The sequence below is a fragment of the Sediminibacterium sp. FW305-C-61 genome, assembly GCF_058231065.1.
Genome location: NZ_JBIQXR010000006.1, coordinates 260,035 through 282,423 on the forward strand (window position 1 = coordinate 260,035; position 22,389 = coordinate 282,423).

General features: G+C 39.8%; 23 protein-coding genes. 7 read left to right on the plus strand and 16 right to left on the minus strand.

All coding sequences use genetic code 11. The features are described from left to right. Positions 1 to 21 precede the first annotated feature (21 nt). From ACH30E_RS15610 to ACH30E_RS15620, 3 genes are read right to left on the minus strand one after another with little or no spacing between them, the layout of a single operon-like run. Positions 22 to 582, minus strand: coding sequence for a hypothetical protein (locus tag ACH30E_RS15610; protein ID WP_294991923.1), 561 nt, complete (start codon positions 580 to 582; stop codon positions 22 to 24). A gap of 27 nt (positions 583 to 609) precedes the next feature. Further along, on the minus strand, positions 610 to 786 hold the full coding sequence (locus tag ACH30E_RS15615; RefSeq protein ID WP_490825590.1) for a DUF6728 family protein: 177 nt from the start codon (positions 784 to 786) through the stop codon (positions 610 to 612). A 27-nt stretch (positions 787 to 813) separates the two neighbouring features. Beyond that, on the minus strand, positions 814 to 1,857 hold the full coding sequence (locus ACH30E_RS15620) for a homoserine O-acetyltransferase family protein (protein ID WP_490825591.1): 1,044 nt from the start codon (positions 1,855 to 1,857) through the stop codon (positions 814 to 816). A 94-nt stretch (positions 1,858 to 1,951) separates the two neighbouring features. Here ACH30E_RS15620 and ACH30E_RS15625 point away from each other — a divergent pair, with 94 nt between their 5' ends. Next, positions 1,952 to 3,115 (plus strand): trans-sulfuration enzyme family protein, encoded by a 1,164-nt coding sequence (locus tag ACH30E_RS15625; RefSeq protein ID WP_490825592.1) that lies wholly within the window; start codon positions 1,952 to 1,954, stop codon positions 3,113 to 3,115. Positions 3,116 to 3,185: 70 nt separating this feature from the next. Continuing rightward, positions 3,186 to 3,848, plus strand: coding sequence for a cupin domain-containing protein (locus ACH30E_RS15630; RefSeq protein ID WP_294991934.1), 663 nt, complete (start codon positions 3,186 to 3,188; stop codon positions 3,846 to 3,848). Between the two features lie 12 nt (positions 3,849 to 3,860). On the opposite strand, the gene ACH30E_RS15635 is transcribed toward ACH30E_RS15630, so the two are convergent. Beyond that, positions 3,861 to 4,595 (minus strand): ThuA domain-containing protein, encoded by a 735-nt coding sequence (locus tag ACH30E_RS15635; RefSeq protein ID WP_294991937.1) that lies wholly within the window; start codon positions 4,593 to 4,595, stop codon positions 3,861 to 3,863. A gap of 122 nt (positions 4,596 to 4,717) precedes the next feature. Between ACH30E_RS15635 and ACH30E_RS15640 the strand changes: the two genes are divergently transcribed. Continuing rightward, the gene (locus ACH30E_RS15640) at positions 4,718 to 5,893 is read left to right on the plus strand and encodes a nucleoside permease (RefSeq protein ID WP_490825593.1); all 1,176 of its coding nucleotides are present in this window, start codon (positions 4,718 to 4,720) and stop codon (positions 5,891 to 5,893) included. A 108-nt stretch (positions 5,894 to 6,001) separates the two neighbouring features. Then, the gene (locus tag ACH30E_RS15645; protein ID WP_294991942.1) at positions 6,002 to 7,192 is read left to right on the plus strand and encodes a Gfo/Idh/MocA family protein; all 1,191 of its coding nucleotides are present in this window, start codon (positions 6,002 to 6,004) and stop codon (positions 7,190 to 7,192) included. 96 nt (positions 7,193 to 7,288) lie between these two features. Here the strand turns inward: ACH30E_RS15645 and ACH30E_RS15650 are convergent, their stop codons facing one another. Together ACH30E_RS15650 and pepT are read right to left on the minus strand one after the other, a co-directional pair. Continuing rightward, positions 7,289 to 9,001, minus strand: coding sequence for a GMC oxidoreductase (locus tag ACH30E_RS15650; RefSeq protein WP_490825594.1), 1,713 nt, complete (start codon positions 8,999 to 9,001; stop codon positions 7,289 to 7,291). Between the two features lie 48 nt (positions 9,002 to 9,049). Continuing rightward, a complete protein-coding gene (pepT, locus tag ACH30E_RS15655; RefSeq protein ID WP_490825595.1) occupies positions 9,050 to 10,288 on the minus strand; it encodes a peptidase T in 1,239 nt (412 codons plus the stop codon). A gap of 91 nt (positions 10,289 to 10,379) precedes the next feature. Between pepT and ACH30E_RS15660 the strand changes: the two genes are divergently transcribed. Continuing rightward, positions 10,380 to 10,925 (plus strand): hypothetical protein, encoded by a 546-nt coding sequence (locus tag ACH30E_RS15660; protein WP_294991951.1) that lies wholly within the window; start codon positions 10,380 to 10,382, stop codon positions 10,923 to 10,925. Between the two features lie 61 nt (positions 10,926 to 10,986). Here ACH30E_RS15660 and ACH30E_RS15665 read toward each other — a convergent pair whose 3' ends face one another. Next, positions 10,987 to 11,442: an FKBP-type peptidyl-prolyl cis-trans isomerase gene (locus ACH30E_RS15665; RefSeq protein WP_294991953.1), complete on the minus strand. Its 456-nt coding sequence runs from the start codon at positions 11,440 to 11,442 to the stop codon at positions 10,987 to 10,989. Positions 11,443 to 11,613: 171 nt separating this feature from the next. On the opposite strand from ACH30E_RS15665, the gene ACH30E_RS15670 reads away from it, so the two are divergent. Both ACH30E_RS15670 and fmt read left to right on the plus strand, forming a co-directional pair. Beyond that, entirely contained in the window at positions 11,614 to 12,921 is a 1,308-nt protein-coding gene (locus ACH30E_RS15670; RefSeq protein WP_294991956.1) for an exo-beta-N-acetylmuramidase NamZ family protein, read from the plus strand. An 84-nt stretch (positions 12,922 to 13,005) separates the two neighbouring features. After that, positions 13,006 to 13,926, plus strand: coding sequence for a methionyl-tRNA formyltransferase (gene fmt, locus ACH30E_RS15675; protein ID WP_490825596.1), 921 nt, complete (start codon positions 13,006 to 13,008; stop codon positions 13,924 to 13,926). Here the strand turns inward: fmt and ACH30E_RS15680 are convergent, their stop codons facing one another. The 9 genes from ACH30E_RS15680 to ACH30E_RS15720 form a co-directional block, all read right to left on the minus strand. Then, the gene (locus tag ACH30E_RS15680; protein WP_490825597.1) at positions 13,927 to 14,628 is read right to left on the minus strand and encodes a rhodanese-like domain-containing protein; all 702 of its coding nucleotides are present in this window, start codon (positions 14,626 to 14,628) and stop codon (positions 13,927 to 13,929) included. A 7-nt stretch (positions 14,629 to 14,635) separates the two neighbouring features. Beyond that, a complete protein-coding gene (locus ACH30E_RS15685; RefSeq protein ID WP_490839012.1) occupies positions 14,636 to 15,577 on the minus strand; it encodes a LysM peptidoglycan-binding domain-containing protein in 942 nt (313 codons plus the stop codon). Positions 15,578 to 15,733: 156 nt separating this feature from the next. Next, the gene (locus tag ACH30E_RS15690) at positions 15,734 to 17,089 is read right to left on the minus strand and encodes a methyltransferase RsmF C-terminal domain-like protein (protein WP_490825599.1); all 1,356 of its coding nucleotides are present in this window, start codon (positions 17,087 to 17,089) and stop codon (positions 15,734 to 15,736) included. A 268-nt stretch (positions 17,090 to 17,357) separates the two neighbouring features. After that, positions 17,358 to 18,794 carry an NAD(P)(+) transhydrogenase (Re/Si-specific) subunit beta gene (locus ACH30E_RS15695; protein ID WP_490825600.1) on the minus strand — a complete coding sequence of 479 codons (1,437 nt, stop codon included), beginning with the start codon at positions 18,792 to 18,794 and terminating at the stop codon, positions 17,358 to 17,360. A gap of 36 nt (positions 18,795 to 18,830) precedes the next feature. Then, positions 18,831 to 19,139, minus strand: coding sequence for an NAD(P) transhydrogenase subunit alpha part 2 (locus ACH30E_RS15700; protein ID WP_294991971.1), 309 nt, complete (start codon positions 19,137 to 19,139; stop codon positions 18,831 to 18,833). Between the two features lie 134 nt (positions 19,140 to 19,273). Further along, entirely contained in the window at positions 19,274 to 20,395 is a 1,122-nt protein-coding gene (locus ACH30E_RS15705; protein WP_490825601.1) for a Re/Si-specific NAD(P)(+) transhydrogenase subunit alpha, read from the minus strand. A 156-nt stretch (positions 20,396 to 20,551) separates the two neighbouring features. After that, positions 20,552 to 21,349 (minus strand): O-methyltransferase, encoded by a 798-nt coding sequence (locus ACH30E_RS15710; protein WP_490825602.1) that lies wholly within the window; start codon positions 21,347 to 21,349, stop codon positions 20,552 to 20,554. A 4-nt stretch (positions 21,350 to 21,353) separates the two neighbouring features. Then, a complete protein-coding gene (locus tag ACH30E_RS15715) occupies positions 21,354 to 21,845 on the minus strand; it encodes a hypothetical protein (RefSeq protein ID WP_294991978.1) in 492 nt (163 codons plus the stop codon). A gap of 11 nt (positions 21,846 to 21,856) precedes the next feature. After that, positions 21,857 to 22,351: a dihydrofolate reductase gene (locus tag ACH30E_RS15720; RefSeq protein ID WP_294991980.1), complete on the minus strand. Its 495-nt coding sequence runs from the start codon at positions 22,349 to 22,351 to the stop codon at positions 21,857 to 21,859. Between the last annotated feature and the right edge of the window lie 38 nt (positions 22,352 to 22,389).

Below are 22,389 nucleotides of genomic sequence, written 5' to 3' on the forward strand. Positions count from 1 at the left end.
CTCCTTCTTTTAATAAAATAATTATTTAAAGGAGATAAATATATTGTTGCGGTCGTATAAACGAAGCTTGTCCAATGCTTCCCCGATTTCTTTCTTCCATTTATTTACCAGTATATTATCCTGCATATTTGCAACCTCTGCATCAAACGCATTATCCATACGATGTCGTAACAAATTAATTGAGTCACCAATACTTTTTATCGTTGCTTCAAACCCATTATAAGAGAACTTTTCTGTACTCAATATCTCCATCATCTTTCGCTTGTGTAATTCTGCAATATTGAAATGAATCTGTTCATGTTCAAGTAATACAGCGTCTCGCTTGGTTTTTGTCCAGGAACTTTTCTTCATGAACAAAGTAACAAACTCAAATCTAGCAAGGGTTTTATAAACAGTAACTTTGTATTTAATTTCAGCATGTGTGAGTGCAGTAAAATGAGATTGATCATCAGGTAATCCCTTATAATCTGTCCAATTGAGGGTTTGCTTAGATTGCCACGGAATGGTATCTGCTACCTGAGCATTGGATAATACTCCGTATAAGCAGGATGCAAGCAGTAGTATCACAGCTCCAGATTTCATCCTTGAATTTATAAAAAAAGGGATGTATTATCGGAAAAGAGGGAGTATTACCAGTTTAAAAATAATGATACATACTGCTGCAATAAACATTAGTAGTGAGATCCGGTTCATCCCATGCATGTATTTCATCCATTGGGTACGTTCCTGGTTCGGATCTTTCTTTTTGATGTAGAGGTATTCTGCGAGTTGTCTGAAAATGCCCATAACTACCTGTTTATACAAAATTACTGCTTATTCGGGAGTTTTCTGCTTATGTAACCATGGGCCCAAATGAGCAGTAATTTGCTGGGTTTCAATAATAAATCCATCATGGCCATAAGTTGATCCAATTTCTACAAGTGTAGCATTGGGAAGGTGCTGCTTCATAAATCTTTGTTCGTCTACCGGACAAAGTATATCACTATCGATACCAATAATTAATACAGGTTGCTTAATACGATGTAAGGCTTCTATTAAATCGCCTCCCCGCTTGCGGGCGAGGTGGTGGCTGTCCATCGCTTTGGTCAGCAGCCAGTATGAATATGCATTGAATCGTTTCACCAGTTTTTCGCCCTGGTAATTGATATATGAAGATGCCCGGAATCCATCAATTTTTTCAGGATCGGGATCGGTTTGTGCTTCCTGAAATATTCCATAATTCCGATAGGTAAGCATGCCTATGGCACGGGCTGCTTTTAACCCGGCAGCTCCTGCTTTTTCATCCGCATTTTTCCAGGTATAATCGGCTTCAATGGCAAGTCGCTGTGCTGTATGCACTGCAACTCCCCAGGCACTCTCAGATGGAGAAGTAGCAATTAAAAACATTTTTTCAATTACGGTTGGTTCCATCAGTGCCCATTCTAATGCCTGGTATCCGCCCATGCTCCCGCCAATCAGTAAGTGGATCGTATCAATTGAAAGGTGCTGCCTTAACAAAGTATGCGCATTCACCATATCACGGATAGTTACCTGCGGAAAACTGGCATAGTAAGGAGCCGAGGTTTCCGGATTAATGCTCACCGGACCAGTTGTTCCATAACAGGAGCCGAGTATATTGGCACAAACAATGAAATATTCATCCGGATTAATCAAATAGCCTTCTCCAATTAAGCCCTTCCACCAATCGGCACAATCGGCACTTGCGGTTAAGGCATGACAAACCCATACAACTTTCGAGGCATTACCTTTCCATGTGCCATAAGTATGGTAAGCTATAGTAAGCGCAGGTAATGTAGAGCCGGATTCTAAAATAAAGGGCTCTTTACTATCAAAGTATTTCAATTGATTATTACTCATTCAACAGCAAAATAAGGGCAGGAGTGAATTACATTTGTAAAAATCTTGACAAATATCCCAATCATTCCATTTAATACCATTTTAAATAGTCAACATGCCCCATAAAATTACCAATGCCATCAGAACACAGATCGAAAGAACCAATGAAATGGAACATGCTTCTCCCCTGTTTCTGACCAGTAGTTTTTGTTTTGAAGATGCTGAATCTATGCGAGCCGCATTTGCAGATGAAACTGATGACAATATTTACAGTCGGTTCTCTAATCCAAGTGTACAGGAATTTGTTGACAGAATTTGTGTGTTAGAAGGAGCTGAAGCCGGTTATGCAACAGCTTCGGGCATGAGCGCTGTTTTCGGTTCATTTATGGCCTTGATGAAGCAAGGCGATCACCTGCTCTCCTGCAATTCGATTTTCGGCAGTACCCATACAGTCATTTCAAAATACCTTCCTAAATATGGTATTGAGCATACTTATGTTGCAGCCTCGGCTACCGCCGATGAATGGGAAGCGGCCATAAAACCTAATACCAGGATGATTTATCTGGAAACGCCAACCAACCCCGGACTGGATCTGCTTGATCTTGATATGATTGGCAAACTGGCTAAGAAGCATGGCATTATACTGAATGTAGACAACTGTTTTGCTACGCCGGTTAATCAACGTCCTATTGAATTCGGTGCCGATCTGGTTGTTCATTCCGCTACCAAATGGATTGATGGTCAGGGTCGTGTATTGGGCGGCGTGGTTGTAGGTAAAAAAGAATTGATTAAAGATATCTACCTTTTTTGCAGAAGTACCGGTCCTGCGCTCTCTCCTTTTAATGCCTGGGTTTTGAGTAAAAGCCTTGAAACACTGGATGTTCGTATGGAAAGACATGCTTCCAATGCCTTGCATATTGCAACTGCATTGGAAAACCACCCTTCTCTTAGCTGGTTAAAATACCCTTTTCTCAAGAGTCATCCCCAATACGCTATTGCCCAAAAACAAATGGAAAATGGCGGGGGCATTGTTTGTTTTGAGCTAAAAGGTGGCATAGAAGCAGGTCGCCGTTTTCTGGACAAGCTTCAGATACTATCCTTAACCGCCAACCTTGGAGATACCCGCAGTATTGCCTCCCACCCTGCCAGTACAACCCATGCCAAGCTTACGGAAGAGGAAAGACAGGCAGTGAATATCACGCCAGGACTGATCCGGATTTCAGTGGGTCTTGAGCATAAAGAGGATATTTTGGCAGATATTTTACAGGCATTGGTCTAATAACCTTCTAATACTGATCGGTATTTCGTATAGAAATCATGGATATCTTTAAGGATTCGTAATCCTATTCATGAAATTGCTGAAAAAAACATATCTCGTTTTGTTATTGCTGACCGTTTTCCAGCAGATTGCTGCACAGGAAAGCTCATCGTCTGCCTCCTTAATCAGGGATATTTATAGCAATTGGTTTAATGACCGTCCATTTACTTACCAGGAATGTGATACTTTCTTCTATTCTAATAAGGTTGATTCGAATATTATCAATAAAGTAAAGGAGACTTTCTTATCTGATAAAGTATATAAAGAGTGGGATCCCGATCAGGCTACTTATGTAAAAAGAAAAACCAGGTTTACGCTGGAAGAAAGAAGGTATATTGTAACACAACTGGATGCCATCAAAAAAATGAGCTGGCCACCAAAAATGTTTCCCTTTGCCTACATGATTCCCCTGGAAAATATTGATCCACTGCTTAGTAAAACAGACAATAGCAAATTAAAGCCGCAGCAGAAGATATGCATGGAGATACAACATTTCAGCGTGCCGTTCTTCTTACGAAATAACACACTCTGCTTTTTCTATCTCGGAAAAAGTAATATTTTCTCGAAAGAAGGTACTTTCTGGATTTATGAAAAGGTTGAAGGTGAATGGAAAAGATTGGCCAGTATTTATGAATGGTCTGCCGCTACCAAACTGAAATACAATAGCGAAATCGATTTCTTCAATTTACCGTAAATATTCTCCCCGTTATTTACCCATTGCATAAGTTATTCCGCCCAACAGATGTTGCAGGAATAAAGGATCTGCATAGGATTCATGTGTATGACCTAATCCTGTATAAAAAGCCCTTCCACCATCAAAAGAATGGTACCAGCTAATTGGGTGATTGGTTCCGTTTTCACCTCCGGTATAACTTGTTTCATCCAGTGTGATCAGAACTTTTAAACCTGGTTGGATATCTTTAAAATTATACCATTCATCCCAGCGTTTCCAGGTATCTGGAAGATGTTTGGTAGCACTATGTTTCTTGTTCACAATATGCAATACTGCATCTTGCTGTTTTGGATGACTTTTAAAATAAGCACCTACTAATTGATTATACCAGGGCCATTTGTATTCAGTATCAGTGGCTGCATGTATACCTACAAAACCTTTCCCTTTTTTTATAAAACGTTGAAATGCTGCCTGTTCTTCCTCATTCAATACATCCTGCGTTGTGCTTAAAAAAATTACTGCATCATATTTTGCCAACTGATCATCTGTAAATGGATCTGATGTTCTTGATGTATCAACTGTGAAATTATGCTGCTGCCCCAATAATTGAATGGCCGCTACACCAGTTGGTATTGACTCATGGTAATACCCCTTGGTTTCAAAAAACACCAGGACAGATTTTGTCTTTTTAAATGGGGTCATCGATACCAGCAAACAACCCATCACAACTCCAATACAGATTGCCAGTCTGGATATATACTTTTTCATAAATAAGTTTGTAACAAGATACGCCGAAAAATACAATAAGTGCTATCAGACTAATCGGATATGGATCGGGAATATTGTTTACATTTATTTTTTACCGACTAAAAAGATAAACCAACAGCTTTATGAACAACAAAACCGGATCCTTACTGGCCTCCATGATGTTTTTCGAATATTTTATATGGGGTGCATGGTATGTTACCATGGGAACCTATATGGGTACCCATTTAAATGCAACGGGTGTTGAAATAGGTGCCGCTTATAGCGCCCTGGCAATTGCCACCATGATCTCTCCATTTTTTGTTGGTATGATTGCTGACCGATATTTCGCCGCCCAAAAAATAATGGGTGTACTTCATTTAATAGGGGCAGTATTGCTTTTTCTCGCAACGCAAATAACAGATAGCACCATATTCTATTGGGTAATACTTGGTTATTCACTATTATATATGCCTACCATAGCACTAAGTAATAGTGTAGCTTTTTCACAAATGACCGATCCGGGTAAACAGTTCCCATGGATCAGGGTATTCGGTACGCTTGGCTGGATAGTTGCAGGAGTGTTGATTGGCCAGTTGGGAATTGAGAAAACAGCATCCACTTTTTATATGGCCGCCGCAGTATCTGTTTGTCTTGGCATCTTAAGTTTTGTGCTTCCAAATACGCCACCCAATGGTGCTGATGGTTCTGCTTCCAAAGCATTGGGAACAGAAGCATTTGTGTTATTTAAAGAGAAACCATACCTGATATTTTTTATCGCAGCCATTCTGGTTTGTATTCCACTCTCTTTTTACTATGGTTTTGCCAATCCTTTTCTGAATGAAATGAATTTTGAAAATGCTGCCAGTAAAATGACCTTGGGTCAGGTTTCAGAGGCAGTATTTATTCTCGCGATACCATTTCTCTTTAACAGAATCGGCGTAAAAAATATGCTACTGTTGGGCATGAGTGCATGGATATTGCGTTATATATTTTTCGCTTATGGCGATGCAGGCTCGAATAACTGGATGTTATATGCGGGAATTGTTTTACATGGTATTTGTTATGATTTCTTTTTCGTAACAGGATATATGTACACGGAGAAAAAAGCAGGTGCCAAAATAAAAAATGCGGCACAGGGACTATTCACTTTCGCCACCTATGGTGTTGGTATGTTTATAGGAACATGGTTCAGCGGATATATTGTAGACCTCTATAAAACAGGAGAAACACATAACTGGCTGAATATATGGTACGTTCCTGCCTACATAGCAATGGGCGTTCTGGTTTACTTTTTATTGTTTTTTAAAGAAAAGAAATAAGCGATAGGTGAATGGTCAATGGTCAATGGTGAATTATTTATATTTTCGAACCGACCATTCACAATTGACCATTCACAACTGACAATTCACATCTCACAAACATACACTATGAAAAAAATTGCCATGCTCGGTTCCGGTTTTATTGGTCGGTTTTATGCCGACTCTTTACAGGGTTACAGAAGCCGGGATAAAATCACCAGCATTTATTCACGCAGAGAGGAAAGTGCAAAAAAGTTTGCCGATGATTATCAATGCGATCATTGGACCACTAACATGGAAGAATCCATTGCGCATCCTGATGTTGAGGTAGTATGTATTGCATTACCCAATAACCTCCATGAAGCTGCTGTTATGTTGTGCTGCAAACACAAAAAAGCAGTTATTACCACCAAACCTTTGGGACGCAATGCGGAAGAGGCTAAACGCATGCTACTTGCCGTAGAAGAAGCAGGTATTTTCAATGGATACCTTGAAGACCTGGTATATACCCCGAAATTTATCAAGGCAATGGAAAGCGTTAAGAATGGCGCTTTAGGAAGGATACTATGGGCGAAATCAAGGGAAACACACCCTGGCCCACATAGTGACTGGTTCTGGGATATTGAACAGGCAGGTGGTGGATGTATCCTTGACCTGGGATGCCATTGCGTAGAAATTACCAGAAGTTATATTGGTAAAGACATCAAACCAGTTGAAGTAATGTGTTGGGCCGATACGCAGGTTAAACCAATAGATGCAGAAGACCATGCCATTGGATTGGTAAAATATGAAAACGGAGCGATTGGTCAGTTTGAAGTTAGCTGGACTTTTCGTGGTGGCCTCGATCTTCGTGATGAAGTAATGGGAAGTGAAGGCACCATTTGGATCAACAGTTTTCTACGTACTGGATTCGATATGTTTACTACCGGTAAAGGTGCAGACTACGTTGCTGAAAAAGCTGAAAGCAATACCGGATGGCTTTTCCCCGTTGGTGATGAACTCAATGAACTTGGGTATAACCACATGTTTATGGACATGTTCAACGCCATGGAAAAAGGTATAGACCCTAAAGAAACATTTTATGACGGGTATGTTGTAAATGCGATCCTTGATGCAGCTTACAAATCTGCTAAAACCAAACAATGGGAGCCTGTTGCATTAGACATCTGGCGTGGACAAACCGGATTAAGTAAAGGAAGTCATCTCGTTTCATTTGATGACCAACATTACCTCATCAAAGAAGAAATGACCCATTTCGGAACTAAGAAATTAATCCTCAAAGACAAGCAGACAGGAAAGATTAGTGAGCGGATTATATAGTGGAGTATAGACCATAGTCCATAGTCAATAGACCATGGTAGGAAAACATTATAGATTTTCTCAGTTTAATTCTTACTATGGACCATGGTCTGCCCCCTACAAATTCCCCTTCCTCAATTCAGCTACTGCATGGTCGGCGGCTCTGGCTGTTAGGGCCATGTAGGTGAGGGATGGGTTTTGACAGGCGGAGGATGTCATAGCAGCGCCATCTGTTACAAAAACATTTGGTGCATCCCATACTTGATTAAAACCATTAAGTACGGAAGTTTTGGGATCACGACCCATTCGGGCTGTGCCCATTTCATGTATACCATGACCCAATGCATGGCCACTATCCCAAGTTCTGATATCTTTTACACCAGCAGCGTCAAGCATTGATTGCAGTTCTGCGATGATGTCTTTTCTCATTTTCAATTCATTCTCTTTCATCTCACAATCCATAGCCAGAACCGGTAAACCCCATTTATCTTTTTTCTGTTTGTCGAGCATGATCCTGTTTTCATGATAAGGTAATATTTCACCGAATCCAGTACCACCAATGCTCCAGTTACCTGGTTCAGTTAAGGTATCTTTAAAATCTGCTCCGATAGATAATTCGGCAACATCTCTGCTCCATCCTGCCCTGCTGGCACTTCCCTGGTATCCAAACCCACGGAGGTAATCACGTTTATCATTACCCATATTTACAAATCGGGGAATATAAAAACCATTTGCCCTTCTGCCTGAATAATATCTATCATCAAATCCTTCAACCCTTCCTGATGCGCCAAGGTTATAATGGTGATCCATTACATTATGTCCTAATTCGCCGCTACTACTACCTAAGCCACCTGGCCAAATATCAGTAGCGCTATTGAAGAGTATCCAGGTAGAGTTTAGCGCAGAAGCATTAAGGAAAATTATTTTTGTATTGTAGACATAGGTCTGATTATTTTCTGCATCAAGCACTTCAACGCCGGTTGCTTTTTTACTGTCTTTGTCGTAGATCAGTTTAGTGACTATTGAAAATGGTCTCACGGTTAAATTTCCCGTTTTCATTGCTGCAGGTAAGGTAGATGATTGGGTGCTGAAATATCCTCCAAAAGGACAACCTTCCCAACACCTGTTTCTAAACTGGCATTGTGTTCTTCCTTCAATTGGCGCTGTAAGATTAGCTACCCTACCAATGATAAGTCGTCTGTTGTTGTTGTATGCTTTTTTTATTCTTGCTGCAACATCCTGTTCAACACAGTTTAATTCCATGGGAGGCAGAAACTGTCCATCAGGTAAATGCGCCAATCCTTCTTTTGATCCACTGATACCTGCAAAGCGCTCAACATAATCGTACCATGGAGCCATGTCTTTATAACGAATTGGCCAGTCTACTGCAATGCCGTCTTTTAAGTTTGCTTCAAAATCAAGATCACTTAAACGATAGCTCTGGCGTCCCCATAAAACGGAGCGACCACCTAATTGATAACTCCTCCACCAGGTAAAGGGTTTTATTTCTGTATAGGGACAATCCTGTTCGTTTGCCCAATCATCCATTACCACTTCACTTGCAGCCCAACCTCTATGGAGCACGGGAAAAGCTTTTTTCTGTGCGGCAGTTGTTTTACCTCGATGTGGAATTTCCCAGGGATCTTTATTTGCAGTGTCGTAATCTTTTATATGCTCATAAGGTCTTCCTCTTTCAAGCATCAACACTTTTAGTCCTTTTTCTGTTAATTCTTTTGCGGCCCAACCACCGCTAATGCCTGAACCTACTACAATGGCATCAAAACTATTTTGATTATTGGCTTTGTTATTCAGGTATGCAGTATCGGACATGGCTAATCGTTTTGGGTGTATGTTTAAAAGCCATTTAAATTACATCATTCAGTCCAAATTACAAGCTAATTTAACCAGTACTTCCACTGCTTTTTCCATATCGTATACACCAACCCATTCATGCTTACTATGTATGGCTTGCATACCCGTAAATATATTCGCTGTTGGCAACCCCATAAAACTTAACCTGCTTCCGTCTGTACCTCCTCTTATTGGTTCCTTCTGAAGGGTTAAACCGGCAGCTTTATAGGCTTTTTCAGCCCTCTTGTTCACTTCAGGATATTGGTCGAGGATTTCCTTCATATTCCTGTATTGCTCTTTTATTTCAAAACTATAGGTAGCACCGGGGAAACGTTGCAATAGCTGTTCACACAAGTTCTGCAAACGTTCTTTATAAACAGCCAGTTTTGTTGTTTCAAAATCTCTGATGATAAATTCCACTTTTGCTTTTTCAGCTATTCCCTCTATGTGAACAGGATGAACAAAGCCCGCTCGTTTTTCTGTTGCTTCAGGACACCATTCATTAGTTGGCAACATTGCAAGCAATTCAGATACAATTTTTAGTGCATTCACCATCTTACCCTTTGCATATCCTGGATGGGCGCTAACACCAAAAAAGGTAATTACCACACCATCGGCACTAAAGGTTTCATCTTCATAAGTTCCTAAAGCGCCTCCATCAAGTGTATAGGCAAAATCGGCACCGATTTTTTGGATATCTACTTTATCAGTTCCCCTACCCACTTCTTCATCTGGAGTAAACAATATCTTGATGGTTCCATGTGGCAGTTCTGGGTGAAGCATTAAAAATTGTGCCATCTCCATTATTATAGCAACACCACTCTTATCATCTGCGCCTAAAAGCGTCAATCCACTTGCAGTAATAATGTCTTTCCCTATCTGTGTTTGCAGGTAAGGATAATCTTCCATTGTAATTACCTGTGTAGGATCATCTGGTAAAATGATCGCTTGCCCCTGATAATTTTTATGCAATAATGGCTTTACACCTGTGCCACTGCAATCAGGAGCAGTATCCACATGACTGCAGAAACAAATTACAGGAAGTTTTTCTGTGGTAGTGGCTGGTATGGTTGCATAGACATATCCATAATTATCCGTTTCTACCGCTTCAATACCTATCGCATGCAATTCATGGGCAAGTATTACCGACAAGTCTTTTTGTTTTTCTGTACTGGGAAAACTTTCACTTTCCGGGTTGCTCTGCGTATCAACCTGTACATAACGCATAAACCTTTCTGCTACTGTAAATTGATATTGTTGAAACATGCTGCAAAATAATAAAAACAAATGCCGTATAGCCGGATACTTGCAAATAAGCAATTCGTTTTATATTTTGTAAGCAATCAAAAACAACCATATGAAAAAAACCATTATTGGTTCCTTAGTAGGTGCCATTATTCTTTTCCTCTGGCAATTTGTTTCCTGGACAGCCTCTGGTTTACACAGATCTGCTGAAGCTTATACACCTAAGCAGGATAGTATTATGCAATACCTGAATAGCCAGTTTACAGAAGATGGAAGTTATTTTCTGCCCAACACCCCTGATAATGCATCGAGTGAAGAACAGGAGAAATTGTATGAAGAAATGGATGGAAAGCCATGGGCACAGATTCATTACCACAAGTCTATGAACATGAATATGGGTATGAATATGGCAAGGGGATTAGCCACAAATATTGTAATACTCCTGCTCGTTTGTTGGCTATTTAAGAAAATGGGAACGATGTCTTTTATGACGGTTTTATCGGCAAGTCTGGCCGTTGGGTTAATTATTTTTCTTCAGGGCCCATACACGAACCATATCTGGTTTCAAAGCCGCGATTTAATGGCACACCTGATTGATGCAATTGCAGGTTGGGGCCTGACAGGGCTCTGGCTGGGATGGTGGTTACGAAGACCCTGATTAAGTATACAGCAATAAAAAACCCCGATAAATCGGGGTTTTTTATTGCTGTATTATTTTATTAAGGCATAATAATCAATGGACTTCCACCTTCAATTGCTACCAGTTCAAGGTCAAAAATAAGGTCTTCCCCTGCAAGTGGATGGTTAGCATCGAGCACCACAACTACTTCACGCACTTCAGCAATCGTAACTGGAAAATTTTGTCCAGAACCATTACTCATATTCAGTTGCATACCCACTTCAGGAACCATATCTTCCGGAAAACGATCACGGGGAAATTCCATGATCATTTCTTCCTGCTTTGGACCATACGCCTGATCTGCAGGAATATGTATTGTTTTCTTTTCGCCAATTGCCATTCCGGTAACACCTTCGTCGAAGCCAGGAATAACCATTCCTCCGCCCACTTCAAATTCCAATGGTTCTCTTCCTTCAGAAGAATCAAATGTAGTTCCATTGGTTAATTTGCCGTGATAATGAACTTTTACAGTATCACCTTTTTTTACTTGTTGCATACTATTTTGTTATAAGATAAAGAATACGGAACGCGCAGCTTAGCATTGACATCCGAAAAACGGGGGAAAAGGTTAAGTTGTTATTAAAACGTGCCGGACGGCAAAAGTACAACCTGTAAAGCAAGTGCAGGCAAGTATTTTTTGTTAACTTTCGCATTTTAAAGACCTTATATGATGAAAATATTCTCACTGTTTTGTTCTGTTTCTATTGCATTGAGTCTCAATGCTCAAGTGCAAAATGCAAAAGACCTGAAGACCAAGCCTGCTGCCAAAAAAGAAGAAAAAGAGGCTAAAATTATTCCAGCCGCCTATAGAACAGAAGTATACCTCCCCTTATTAAAAGGAAAGCGTGTAGGTATTTTCGCCAATCATACTGCAACTATTGGCGAACGCCACCTGGTCGATACCTTATTTACCTTAGGTGTAAAAATCACCAAAGCATTCGGACCAGAACATGGTTTCAGGGGAACTGCTGATGCAGGAGAAAAGATTGATAATTATATTGACCCATATACAGGTATTCCGGTAGTATCATTATACGGCAAGAAAAGAAAACCAAGTGCGGAAGACCTGGCAGATGTTGATGTATTACTATTCGATATTCAGGATGTAGGTACGCGTTTCTATACCTATATTTCATCCCTACAAGAATTCATGGAAGCTGCATTTGAATACGGCAAGCCATTGATGATTCTTGACAGACCAAACCCGAATGGGTTTTATGTGGATGGACCTATTTTAGACACCGCCTATAAAAGCTTTGTTGGTATGCAACCTATACCTGTTGTATATGGCATGACTATGGCCGAATATGCATTGATGCTCGCCGGTGAGAAATGGTTGTCGCCTAAAGCAAATGAACGCTATGAATATTATCAGCGTGCTAAAAATTCTCCACCTGATACCCTTTTCCATTTTCAGGTGATCAAAAACCAACAGTATACCCATAAGAGTCATTATGAATTACCGGTAAAACCTTCTCCAAACCTCCCTGATATGCCCTCTATTTACTGGTATGCAAGTACCTGTTTCTTCGAAGGAACGGTATTGAGTGAAGGCAGAGGAACGGATCATCCATTTTCAATTTTTGGACATCCATATCTTCCAAAAAACATGTACGCTTTCACGCCTACCAGCAGAGATGGTGCAAAAGAGCCTAAATTAAAAGACAGACAGAGTTATGGATGGAACCTGTACGGTAAAAATGAAGATGTACTGAAGAAAGTAGATAATAAGATTCAACTGAAATACCTGCTGGAAGCTTACAAACTTTTCCCGGACAAAGAAAACTTTTTCATCAAACCAAAAAGTGAAAAACCTACGGACTACTTCTTTAACAAACTCGCCGGAAGTAATGAACTGATGGAACAGATAAAAAGCGGCAAAACCGAAAAAGAAATCAGGGATAGCTGGGCTCCTGGTATTGAATCTTTCAAAAAAATCAGGAAGAAGTATTTATTGTATTTAGATTTTGAATAAAACTGTGAATGGTCAATTGTGAATGGTGAATAGAAACATTATGCTAATTCACCATTCACAATTGACCATTCACCCCTCTCCTCTATGCGTATCATATTCATGGGCACTCCCGATTTTGCAGTTGCATCATTAGATGCATTGGTAAGAGCCGGATTCAATATTGTTGCTGTTGTAACCGCACCTGATAAACCAGCAGGAAGGGGTCTGCAATTACAACAGAGTGCAGTGAAACAATATGCAGTTGCGCAAAACTTGAACGTACTTCAACCGGAAAAGTTGAAGAGTCCTGATTTTATCGCTCAATTGCAGGAGTTAAAAGCCGATTTACAAATTGTTGTTGCATTCAGGATGTTACCCGAAATAGTATGGAACATGCCTCCTTTGGGAACCATTAACCTCCATGGCTCTTTATTACCCCAATACCGTGGTGCGGCACCCATAAACTGGGCCGTAATAAATGGTGAGAAAGAAACCGGGGTAACAACATTTAAGCTAAAACATGAAATAGATACCGGTAATATTTTATTGCAAGACCGTTTTTCTATTGGTCCTGATGAAACTGCGGGGGAAGTGCATGATCGAATGAAAATACTCGGTGCCAACCTTTTAGTTAAAACGATTCAACAACTTGAACAAGGCTCACTAAAAGAACAGGCACAGGATGAAATAATTGGAACTGCTTCAATCAAACATGCTCCCAAAATTTTTACTGATACCTGTAAAATTGATTGGCATAAATCTGTTACGGAAATACACAACCTGATTCGTGGTCTTTCTCCTTACCCTGGCGCATTAACCAGTTTGGATGGAAAGGTTTTGAAAATTTTTGGAAGTAAAAAAATAGCGGATCCTGTTCAGGACATTCCTGGCACAATGCAAACAGATGGAAAAACCTATCTACGTTTCAGTTGTGCCGATGGGTATATTGATGTATTGAATCTTCAGTTAGAAGGCAAAAAAAGAATGACTACTTCTGAATTCCTGCGTGGTTACCGGGTAAAATAGTTACAGTTTAAGTGCAGCTTTAAATTGCTCAATGTCCACGATACCTTCTTTGCGCCAAACTTCTTTTCCATCTTTATAAAGTATGAATGTGGGTAAAACGGAGGCTTTGGCAGCTTTCATTACATCTATATCTGCTCCACCATCTACATTTACCAATTGGTATTGATTTCCGAGTTCTTGTTTTAATTGAGCAAGTACTGGTTCCATTTTTTTACAGGGAGGGCACCATTCAGCGCCAACATCCACCAAAACAAAACCGGATACTTTTATTTTCTTCTCAAAATCTGCAAGTTCCATTTGTTTAGTTGCCTCGGCAGCTTCGAGTTTTTTTCCTGCTAACTGCCAGGCTGATGTTCCACCTTTTAAATTATACACTTCTTTAAAACCTTGCTGCAATAACCATTTTGCTGCCTGCTCACTTCTTACACCTGAAGCACAATATACCAGTAAAGGTTTCGATCTGTCTAGGTGTTTAGTTCTTTCTTCAAATTGTTGTTTGTTTAACCAGTCTGCCTGCAGCGCATTTGCCAAATGCCCGGATTTATACTCACCTGCTGTTCGAACATCCAGCAACTGAAATTGACCAATTTGTAGTTTCTCATCAAAAGAAGCTACTTCAACAGACAATTTGGCCTGTGCATTCCCGTCGCAGGATGCGATACCAAAGAGGAATACAAAAAGGCAGTAGGCTAGATTTTTCATAATGGTATTATTCAAAAAAACTGAGCGTTACGGTAAACTGAGCATCTTTCATATCTAAAACGGAAGCTGCAGAATTACTCATACGCAATAAAAGGTTTTCCGCTCCCTTTGTAACAGGCAAAGATCCCAGTACTCTTGCACATATGCTTTTATTGTTTGAAGCAGTAATGCGAACAATAGTACCAGGCGCAATATCATTTATTAAAATATAGTATTTGCGATCTGTCCAGCCGCTGATTGTTTTAAATGTTGAAGCCTCACCTGAAACAGTTTTTTGTGTAGAAGCTGCATCAGGTTTTACGTACAATGAGGTAAAGAATCCTTCATCAGGGGCCTGGAGTTGGTTAACAACAGGCGTTTCTTTCTTTACCTCAACTATAGTTGAGGTAGTTTTTTTCTCCACTTCTACTTGTGCTTCATTCTCCTGGTGATAACCTTGCGTTTGCTCCTGCTTTTTTTCAGCAACTACTGCTTCAGGAGTTGCTGTTTTTACGATTGGCGCTGGTTGCGGATCGATATTGGTTTTCAGATATCCTACGATAATTTCCTGCCCATTCTTAACTGTAGAAACACTCAATTTATTGATTTTCCTTAGTTGGGCAACAGTAGCTTTATTGTACAACTGCCCAATTTTAAAAAGATTCTCTCCCTTTCCTACAACATGGTATACAGCTGTTCCCTGGGCATTAAGTTGAATATCCTGTAGTTTAACAGGTATTTTTATCATCCCTCCTTTTGATAATTGAGATGATGGACTTTTACCATTAAATTTTGCCAATTGAGATGCTGATATGCCATAGGCCCTGCCAAGTGATGACAATGATTCTTTTTCACCTATTTTATGTTCAATATATCTGGCATTTCCTTTCCCTTTAATTACTAATTTTTGCTGGCCCAAAGCTGCAAATCCATATATAAGTCCAAGTATAAAAAAGCAATATTTCATCATAACTCTATCGGGGGGATGGAAATGGCAAATTTAAGAAGTAAAACAGAGAATCGGTGAATAAATCAGGGAAAAGCGCTATCTGAAGTATTCAGTCGGTAACTATTTTTTGGTTAATAATCTTTATCGGAACTGGATTATTATTAGGGAGTTTCGGCATTATTGCTTTAATATTCTCCATTCCTGTGGATAGTAGTTATTGATTCTATTGGGAAGTGCTTTTATCCAACCTAATGGGAGGTTACCAAACTGTACAAGGTTCCACCCTTTTGGAGCTTCGATTGATAGATCCTGACGTCGGAGGTATTGCAGGGCTTGCTCTTTATTTACCTGTATCTGATTAAAGGAAGTTTTGGGTATCACACTCACTGCGAGTTCATGTGAGGGTACCAGATCTTTACCCTTTAGTGCTCCCAGTTCAACTCCTGCTTTACGTATATATAATGAGCCTGCAAGGATACTCAAATCATCCAACCATTTTTGATTGATTAGCTTAAACTGGTCAGCTTGTTTAAATACATGATGGGCAGCATCAATTGAAATAAAAGAATTAATCTGTTCAAGTTCCTGCCTGGTAGGTTTAGTGATGGATGCAGTTTTGCCTTTTCCGATTGTTGCATCATTATTATTTTTTTGAAATGCAGCGATAAAAAATCCTTCCCCTTTTAATCGATCAGGATAAAAACGATATCCGCTGGCATTATGTTTTGCCGAATGGGTTGAAACAACGCCCCAGGATTCTTCCGTAGTAATATCCAAAGAGGTCATATTCATTTCTCCAACCAACCAATCAGCTATCTGTTCATCTTCTTCACTTGAATAAGAGCAGGTAGCATAAATCAGAATACCTCCCTCCTTCAAAGCAGGCAATATATCTGATAATATTCTTTGTTGTCTTTGGCTGCATAACTGAACATGCTCGGGACTCCATTCATTAACTGCATCAGGATCTTTGCGAAAAAGTCCACTACCACTGCAGGGAGCATCAACTACTAATACATCAAAATAATTTCCGAGAGAAGAAAAATGTGCAGGATCATTGTTCGTAACAATAACATTTTCATCACCCCACTTTACAATATTCTCTACTAAAATGGATGCCCTTGATTTGATTACTTCATTGCTTACAACAAGGCTTCCCTTAAAATAGGAAGACAATAAAGTTGATTTACCTCCGGGTGCAGCACAAAGATCAAGTACTCTTTTATCTGTTGAATCTGCTACTAATTGTTGTAACATTTGCCAGAGAAACATGCTACTTGCATCCTGTACGTAATAGCCTCCTCCATGGAAAGATGGATCGAGGGTGAAGGAAGGTCTTTCAGAAAGGTATAAACCATCTGGGCACCATGGTATAGTTTCTCCTTCCCAGGGTTCCGCTATTAAAGATTTTTTTTGGGGATGGAAACGAATGGAAGTTACCTGTTCGCCAGAGGCATGAACATTGCAAAAGGAAGTCTCATTAAAGCCTGGAACACCCTTCAATGATTCAATAAGTGCCTGTGGAACTAGCATATTACAAAGGTAGTTCACTCATGGTAACAAATATGGTTTTAAGTCAGTACTGTACGGGGAAATTTGGCTTCAAGCTTCAGGCTGCAAGCTGCAAGTCTTGATAGGTGCTTATAATAGATTTTCTGCTATTAATAGAATACGGATTTTCATGATTTTCAAGATATATCATGATAAATCTTGAAAATCATGAAGATCTGTGTTTCATCCTTCGCGACACTAACAATTCGTGGCTAAATTTCGCCAGACAACAATGGTATTAATTTGTTTTTTAAAGTGCTTTGATCTCTGCAACTAATTTCTGCAGTGCAGCTTTAGCATCTCCAAACAACATCGATGTTTTTGGCTGGAAGAATAATTCATTTTCAATACCTGCATACCCAGGCTTCATGCTTCGTTTATTTACGATCACAGTTTTCGCCTGCTCTACCTCCAGTATCGGCATTCCATAGATGGGTGATGAAGGATCTGTTTTTGCGGCTGGGTTCACAACATCATTGGCCCCCAGTATCAATACCACATCGGTGGTTTTAAACTCATCATTCGCCTGCTCCATTTCCTGCAGTTTATCATAACTCACGTCTGCTTCTGCAAGTAGCACATTCATGTGTCCGGGCATACGGCCTGCTACCGGGTGTATTGCATAACTTACGGTTACCCCTTTTTCTTCGAGTAATTTTTCCAGCTCATGACAGGTATGTTGAGCCTGTGCTACTGCTAATCCATAACCAGGCACAATTATTACTTTGTTGGCATAAGCCATGCATACCGCAGCATCTGAAATTGATATCTCTTTATAATTTCCCTGTGGCCCCTGCGATGAAGCTCCGCCACCAGATGCGCTACCACCAAAAGAGCCAATCAAAACATTTGTAAGACTTCTGTTCATTGCCTTACACATGAGGATGGTAAGTAAGGTACCTGCAGCACCTACAAGTATACCTCCGGTTAACATAACCTGGTTATCGTATAAGAACCCACCACATGCTGCAGCAACTCCTGTGAATGAATTGAGCAGGGAAATTACTACCGGCATATCGGCACCACCTATTGGCAAAACAAATAAGACCCCGTATACCAACGAAGCGGCAGCGATACAATAAAACAGCCAATAGTTTTCGGCAGTGAGATTAAAAACGAGGTATCCGGCTGTTATTAAAGTGGCTGCAAATAAAACCAGGTTAAATAACTGTTGTCCGGGAAATGAGAAATCTTTGATTTTACCATTCAGTTTACCCCAGGCTATTACACTACCTGCGAATGATACGGAACCTATGATTAATCCGAGGAAAATAGTGATAAGTGTGCCTGTATTTATTTCAATACCTGAAGCCGATTCAGCCGAATTACTTAAAAGCAACTCTTTAATATGTCCAAATTCAATAAATGAAATCAGTGCAGCACAGGCGCCACCCATTCCATTAAACAGACTCACCATTTCGGGCATGGCGGTCATTTTTACTTTTTTAGCTGCTAAAACACCAATGATGGTTCCAAGAATCAATCCACCAAAAATCCATCCATAATTGCCCAGTTTGTGACCTTCTTCCTGGTATAAAAAAATGGTTCCGAAAATAGCTATTGCCATACCTGCAGCAGCTACCAGGTTTCCCTTTCTTGCAGTATCGGGGTGCGACAACATTTTTAGTCCGATGATAAATGTCAACGAACCTATCAGGTAACAAACGGTGAGCAAACTTAATTCCATAACTACTATTTTCTGTATCCTTTAGACAAGGACTTTCTATTTCTTCTTTTTAAACATTTCAAGCATTCTGTCTGTCACCACAAATCCTCCCACTACATTCAAAGTGCCAAGTACAACCGCGAGAAATCCAATAACCAATGCTACATAATTACCGGGCTCTACTTTTCCCATCACGATAATAGCACCAATAATAACCACTCCATGAATAGCATTGGCTCCACTCATCAATGGAGTATGCAGCACACTTGGTACACGACCGATCACTTCAATACCCAGAAAAATGGATAGTAGTACGATGTATATGATTTCGATATGCGTTTGTACCCAGTTTAGTATTGCTTCCATCAATATGATTATTTATATGTGAATTGTCAATGGTGAATTGTCAATGGCAAATTGTCAAATTATTTAATTTACACGCCCTACCCTGTCCAACATCCAATATTCAACATCGAATATCCAATATCCGACATCAGCGATCAGCGATCAGCCATCAGCCTCTCATGCACCACCTTTCCTCCATTTGTAATACAACATCCTTTCACCAGATCGTCCTCAAAATTGAGGTTTAATGTTCCTTCCTTATCAATTATTAATTGGAGAAAATTAAGGACATTCTTTCCGTATAATTTACTGGCATCCCATGGCATATCAGCAGAAAGATTACTGTTACCCATGATGGTTACGCCATAACATTCAGTTGTTTCATTATTTTTTGATCCAAACACATTTCCACCTGTTGCTGCTGCAAGATCGATGATCACACTACCAGGTTTCATGGTTTTCAGCATTGCTTCATTGATTAACAGTGGAGCTTTCTTTCCAGGTATTTGCGCAGTTGTAATGATGATATCAGATTTTGCTACTGATTCTGCGAGTCTTTGTTGCTGTCTTTGTTTGAATTCTTCCGATTGCTCTACAGCATAACCGCCAGCTTTCGATGCATCGGCCGCTCCTTCTACTTCAATAAATTTTGCACCGAGACTTATTACTTCCTCTTTCACAGCAGGACGGGTATCTGAAACTTCAACAACTGCACCCAGTCTTCGTGCAGTGGCAATTGCCTGCAGACCAGCAACACCCGCACCTATGATAAGCACTTTCGCTGGAGGTATACTACCGGCAGCAGTCATAAACATCGGGAAATATCGAGGAAACAAAGTGGCGGCCAATAACACAGCCCTGTATCCAGCTATATTAGCCTGGCTGCTCAATACATCCATACTTTGCGCCCTGGTTGTGCGGGGTATCATATCAAGACTAAACAATACTACCTGTTTGGCAGCCAATTGTTGCATCAATGCCACATTAAACAAAGGTTGAAATACCCCAATAATAACCTGACCTGCTTTTAGTAAAGCGATATCTGGTTCATCAAGCGGATGTATACATAATAATAAATCAGATTGGCTGAGAATAGTGTTCCTATCCTGAACAAGGATATTTTTGTCGACATAAGTTTGGTCCGCAGCAAATGCGCTTTCTCCGGCCCCTTTTTCAATCCAAACAGTGATATTCTTTTTAACCAGTGTATCTGCCTGTTCTGGAAGGAGCGATACTCTTTTGTCTTTATTTTTTTCGCTTAATATGCCGAGAATCATGGATTCAATTTAGGTGTTTTTTCTCAAAGGCTGACTGGCTTTCTTTATGCAATCGGTATAAACAGACAAAGGTCTTTTCTACCCTTTTAAAACATTAAAAAGTCTTACCCTATTTTAACCAACTTTATATTTTTTTCACCCTTAAAGGTCAATTCTTTAAAACCGTATAGTGATTGCCTGTTTTACATGAAAATCCTTTTTAAAAAGGACGATTCCAATAAAAAATAAATCAATGGAAAGTGATACTGCCTCATGCTTTTGGATTTCGCTCCATGCCTGTTCCATTTCACGGCTCCAATGTATGTCATCGAAAACCAGTATACTATGTTCATGTAAGTAGGGCAACAATTGATTGAAATAATTCATGGTAGGTTTAAAACGGTGATTCCCATCAATAAATGCGAGATCAATTGTTGGTTTGTCATTAAGCCATTCAGGTAATGTATGGTCGAAATTTCCTTCTATTAGCCGGACATTTTTTATCCCTAATTTTTGAAAATTTTCGCGCGCTATATTAGCTACAGCGGATGCTCCTTCCATGGTTGTAAGGAAAGCATTTTCATTTGCCATTGCCAGGTAACTACTGGTTATTCCGAGAGAAGTACCTAATTCAAGTAAATGAGTAGGTTTATAGAAATCTACCATACGGAATAATAGCTGCCCGTATTTTTTGGGTTTTAAAGAAGCGTTTGCAATTGCTGAAACAATGCGTTGAGAAGAAGCTGTTTTTCTTGATCCGGCACCAAAATCTTCCACTAAAATTGAGCGTTGATCTTTTTGCAATTGGCTTCTTAGATCTTCGATTGGCTCATAAGCATAAAACTGTCTTGAGTCGTTTAACACCCGCATCGTAAACTCGAACACAAAAGGAGAATGAATTCCATGTCCTTTGCCATTAGATGCGGTAAGATAATAATACAAGTATTTTAATCCCAGGCTAAAAGGTGAATACATAGACTCAAATATTTTTGATCAACCGCTTCTTTCTTTGGAACGGCAACTCTTTGAGCAGCCAAAGTAACGCATAAACGCCGCAAAGTAAACTAACGTAATGTAGTATCTTAAAGGTTAGGTCAAAATAATTGCCTGAACCTGCTCCTCCCATAAAAATAACAGACAATATTATAATTGATAACCAAGGTGTATTGCGCACTACTCTTATAAGAAATAACCAGGGTAATAAAATCAATGCCATTAACCTGTAAAAAAATGCATCAGGTTCAAAAGGAGGTAATTCTTCTACAGTTATTCCTGAATTGCGCATTAATTCTTGGCCAAAGCGAGCCATTTCAACAAGTTGATTTGTTAGAAAAATGGCATACAGAATAAATATAAGATTGGTGGCTGCGAGTATCGCTTTTGCATATTGTTTATAAACACCACTGCCCAAAAATGAAAATGCTAATAAAAAAGGGACGGTAAAAGTGAATGCAGGTTCTATAAAAGCCATATCAATTCATTTTACCTACGCTCCCATAACTGAAAGCTATATGGATAGGCATGTTTTTCGTTCTGGGGAAAAGTTTCGTCAGATAACAACTGCCATTCATCTGGCGGAAGTTCAGGGAAAAAGGTATCTGCTTCTGGCGATGTTTGTACCCTTGTAAGGTACACTTTGTGCGCTTTTGGTAATGCCTCTTTATATATTTCTCCTCCCCCGGCTACATATACTTCTTTATAATCTGCTGATGCGGCTACAAAGATGGCATCTTTCAATGAATGTACCACAGTAACACCTTCCGGTTGCCAGTCTTTTTGCCTTGTAATAATGATATTGAGTCTGCCTTGTAATGGCTTACCCGATAATGATTCGAATGTTTTTCTGCCCATAATTACCGGCATGGCCCAGGTTGTTTTTTTGAAAAACTGAAGGTCCTTGGGTAAATGCCAAAGTAATTGGTTGTCTTTCCCAATTGCGTTATTGGTTCCGGCTGCCACAATGAGTGAAATGATCATACCCAAAGATAAGTTCTTTTGATCTTTGAATTTTTGAT

Excerpts from the sequence above, each read along its gene's own strand:
- ACH30E_RS15610 (WP_294991923.1), bottom strand. The coding sequence starts at position 582 with ATGAAATCTGGAGCTGTGATACTACTGCTTGCATCCTGCTTATACGGA.
- ACH30E_RS15615 (WP_490825590.1), bottom strand. The coding sequence starts at position 786 with ATGGGCATTTTCAGACAACTCGCAGAATACCTCTACATCAAAAAGAAA.
- ACH30E_RS15620 (WP_490825591.1), bottom strand. The coding sequence starts at position 1,857 with ATGAGTAATAATCAATTGAAATACTTTGATAGTAAAGAGCCCTTTATT.
- ACH30E_RS15625 (WP_490825592.1), top strand. The coding sequence starts at position 1,952 with ATGCCCCATAAAATTACCAATGCCATCAGAACACAGATCGAAAGAACC.
- ACH30E_RS15630 (WP_294991934.1), top strand. The coding sequence starts at position 3,186 with ATGAAATTGCTGAAAAAAACATATCTCGTTTTGTTATTGCTGACCGTT.
- ACH30E_RS15635 (WP_294991937.1), bottom strand. The coding sequence starts at position 4,595 with ATGAAAAAGTATATATCCAGACTGGCAATCTGTATTGGAGTTGTGATG.
- ACH30E_RS15640 (WP_490825593.1), top strand. The coding sequence starts at position 4,718 with ATGAACAACAAAACCGGATCCTTACTGGCCTCCATGATGTTTTTCGAA.
- ACH30E_RS15645 (WP_294991942.1), top strand. The coding sequence starts at position 6,002 with ATGAAAAAAATTGCCATGCTCGGTTCCGGTTTTATTGGTCGGTTTTAT.
- ACH30E_RS15650 (WP_490825594.1), bottom strand. The coding sequence starts at position 9,001 with ATGTCCGATACTGCATACCTGAATAACAAAGCCAATAATCAAAATAGT.
- pepT (WP_490825595.1), bottom strand. The coding sequence starts at position 10,288 with ATGTTTCAACAATATCAATTTACAGTAGCAGAAAGGTTTATGCGTTAT.
- ACH30E_RS15660 (WP_294991951.1), top strand. The coding sequence starts at position 10,380 with ATGAAAAAAACCATTATTGGTTCCTTAGTAGGTGCCATTATTCTTTTC.
- ACH30E_RS15665 (WP_294991953.1), bottom strand. The coding sequence starts at position 11,442 with ATGCAACAAGTAAAAAAAGGTGATACTGTAAAAGTTCATTATCACGGC.
- ACH30E_RS15670 (WP_294991956.1), top strand. The coding sequence starts at position 11,614 with ATGATGAAAATATTCTCACTGTTTTGTTCTGTTTCTATTGCATTGAGT.
- fmt (WP_490825596.1), top strand. The coding sequence starts at position 13,006 with ATGCGTATCATATTCATGGGCACTCCCGATTTTGCAGTTGCATCATTA.
- ACH30E_RS15680 (WP_490825597.1), bottom strand. The coding sequence starts at position 14,628 with ATGAAAAATCTAGCCTACTGCCTTTTTGTATTCCTCTTTGGTATCGCA.
- ACH30E_RS15685 (WP_490839012.1), bottom strand. The coding sequence starts at position 15,577 with ATGATGAAATATTGCTTTTTTATACTTGGACTTATATATGGATTTGCA.
- ACH30E_RS15690 (WP_490825599.1), bottom strand. The coding sequence starts at position 17,089 with ATGCTAGTTCCACAGGCACTTATTGAATCATTGAAGGGTGTTCCAGGC.
- ACH30E_RS15695 (WP_490825600.1), bottom strand. The coding sequence starts at position 18,794 with ATGGAATTAAGTTTGCTCACCGTTTGTTACCTGATAGGTTCGTTGACA.
- ACH30E_RS15700 (WP_294991971.1), bottom strand. The coding sequence starts at position 19,139 with ATGGAAGCAATACTAAACTGGGTACAAACGCATATCGAAATCATATAC.
- ACH30E_RS15705 (WP_490825601.1), bottom strand. The coding sequence starts at position 20,395 with ATGATTCTCGGCATATTAAGCGAAAAAAATAAAGACAAAAGAGTATCG.
- ACH30E_RS15710 (WP_490825602.1), bottom strand. The coding sequence starts at position 21,349 with ATGTATTCACCTTTTAGCCTGGGATTAAAATACTTGTATTATTATCTT.
- ACH30E_RS15715 (WP_294991978.1), bottom strand. The coding sequence starts at position 21,845 with ATGGCTTTTATAGAACCTGCATTCACTTTTACCGTCCCTTTTTTATTA.
- ACH30E_RS15720 (WP_294991980.1), bottom strand. The coding sequence starts at position 22,351 with ATGATCATTTCACTCATTGTGGCAGCCGGAACCAATAACGCAATTGGG.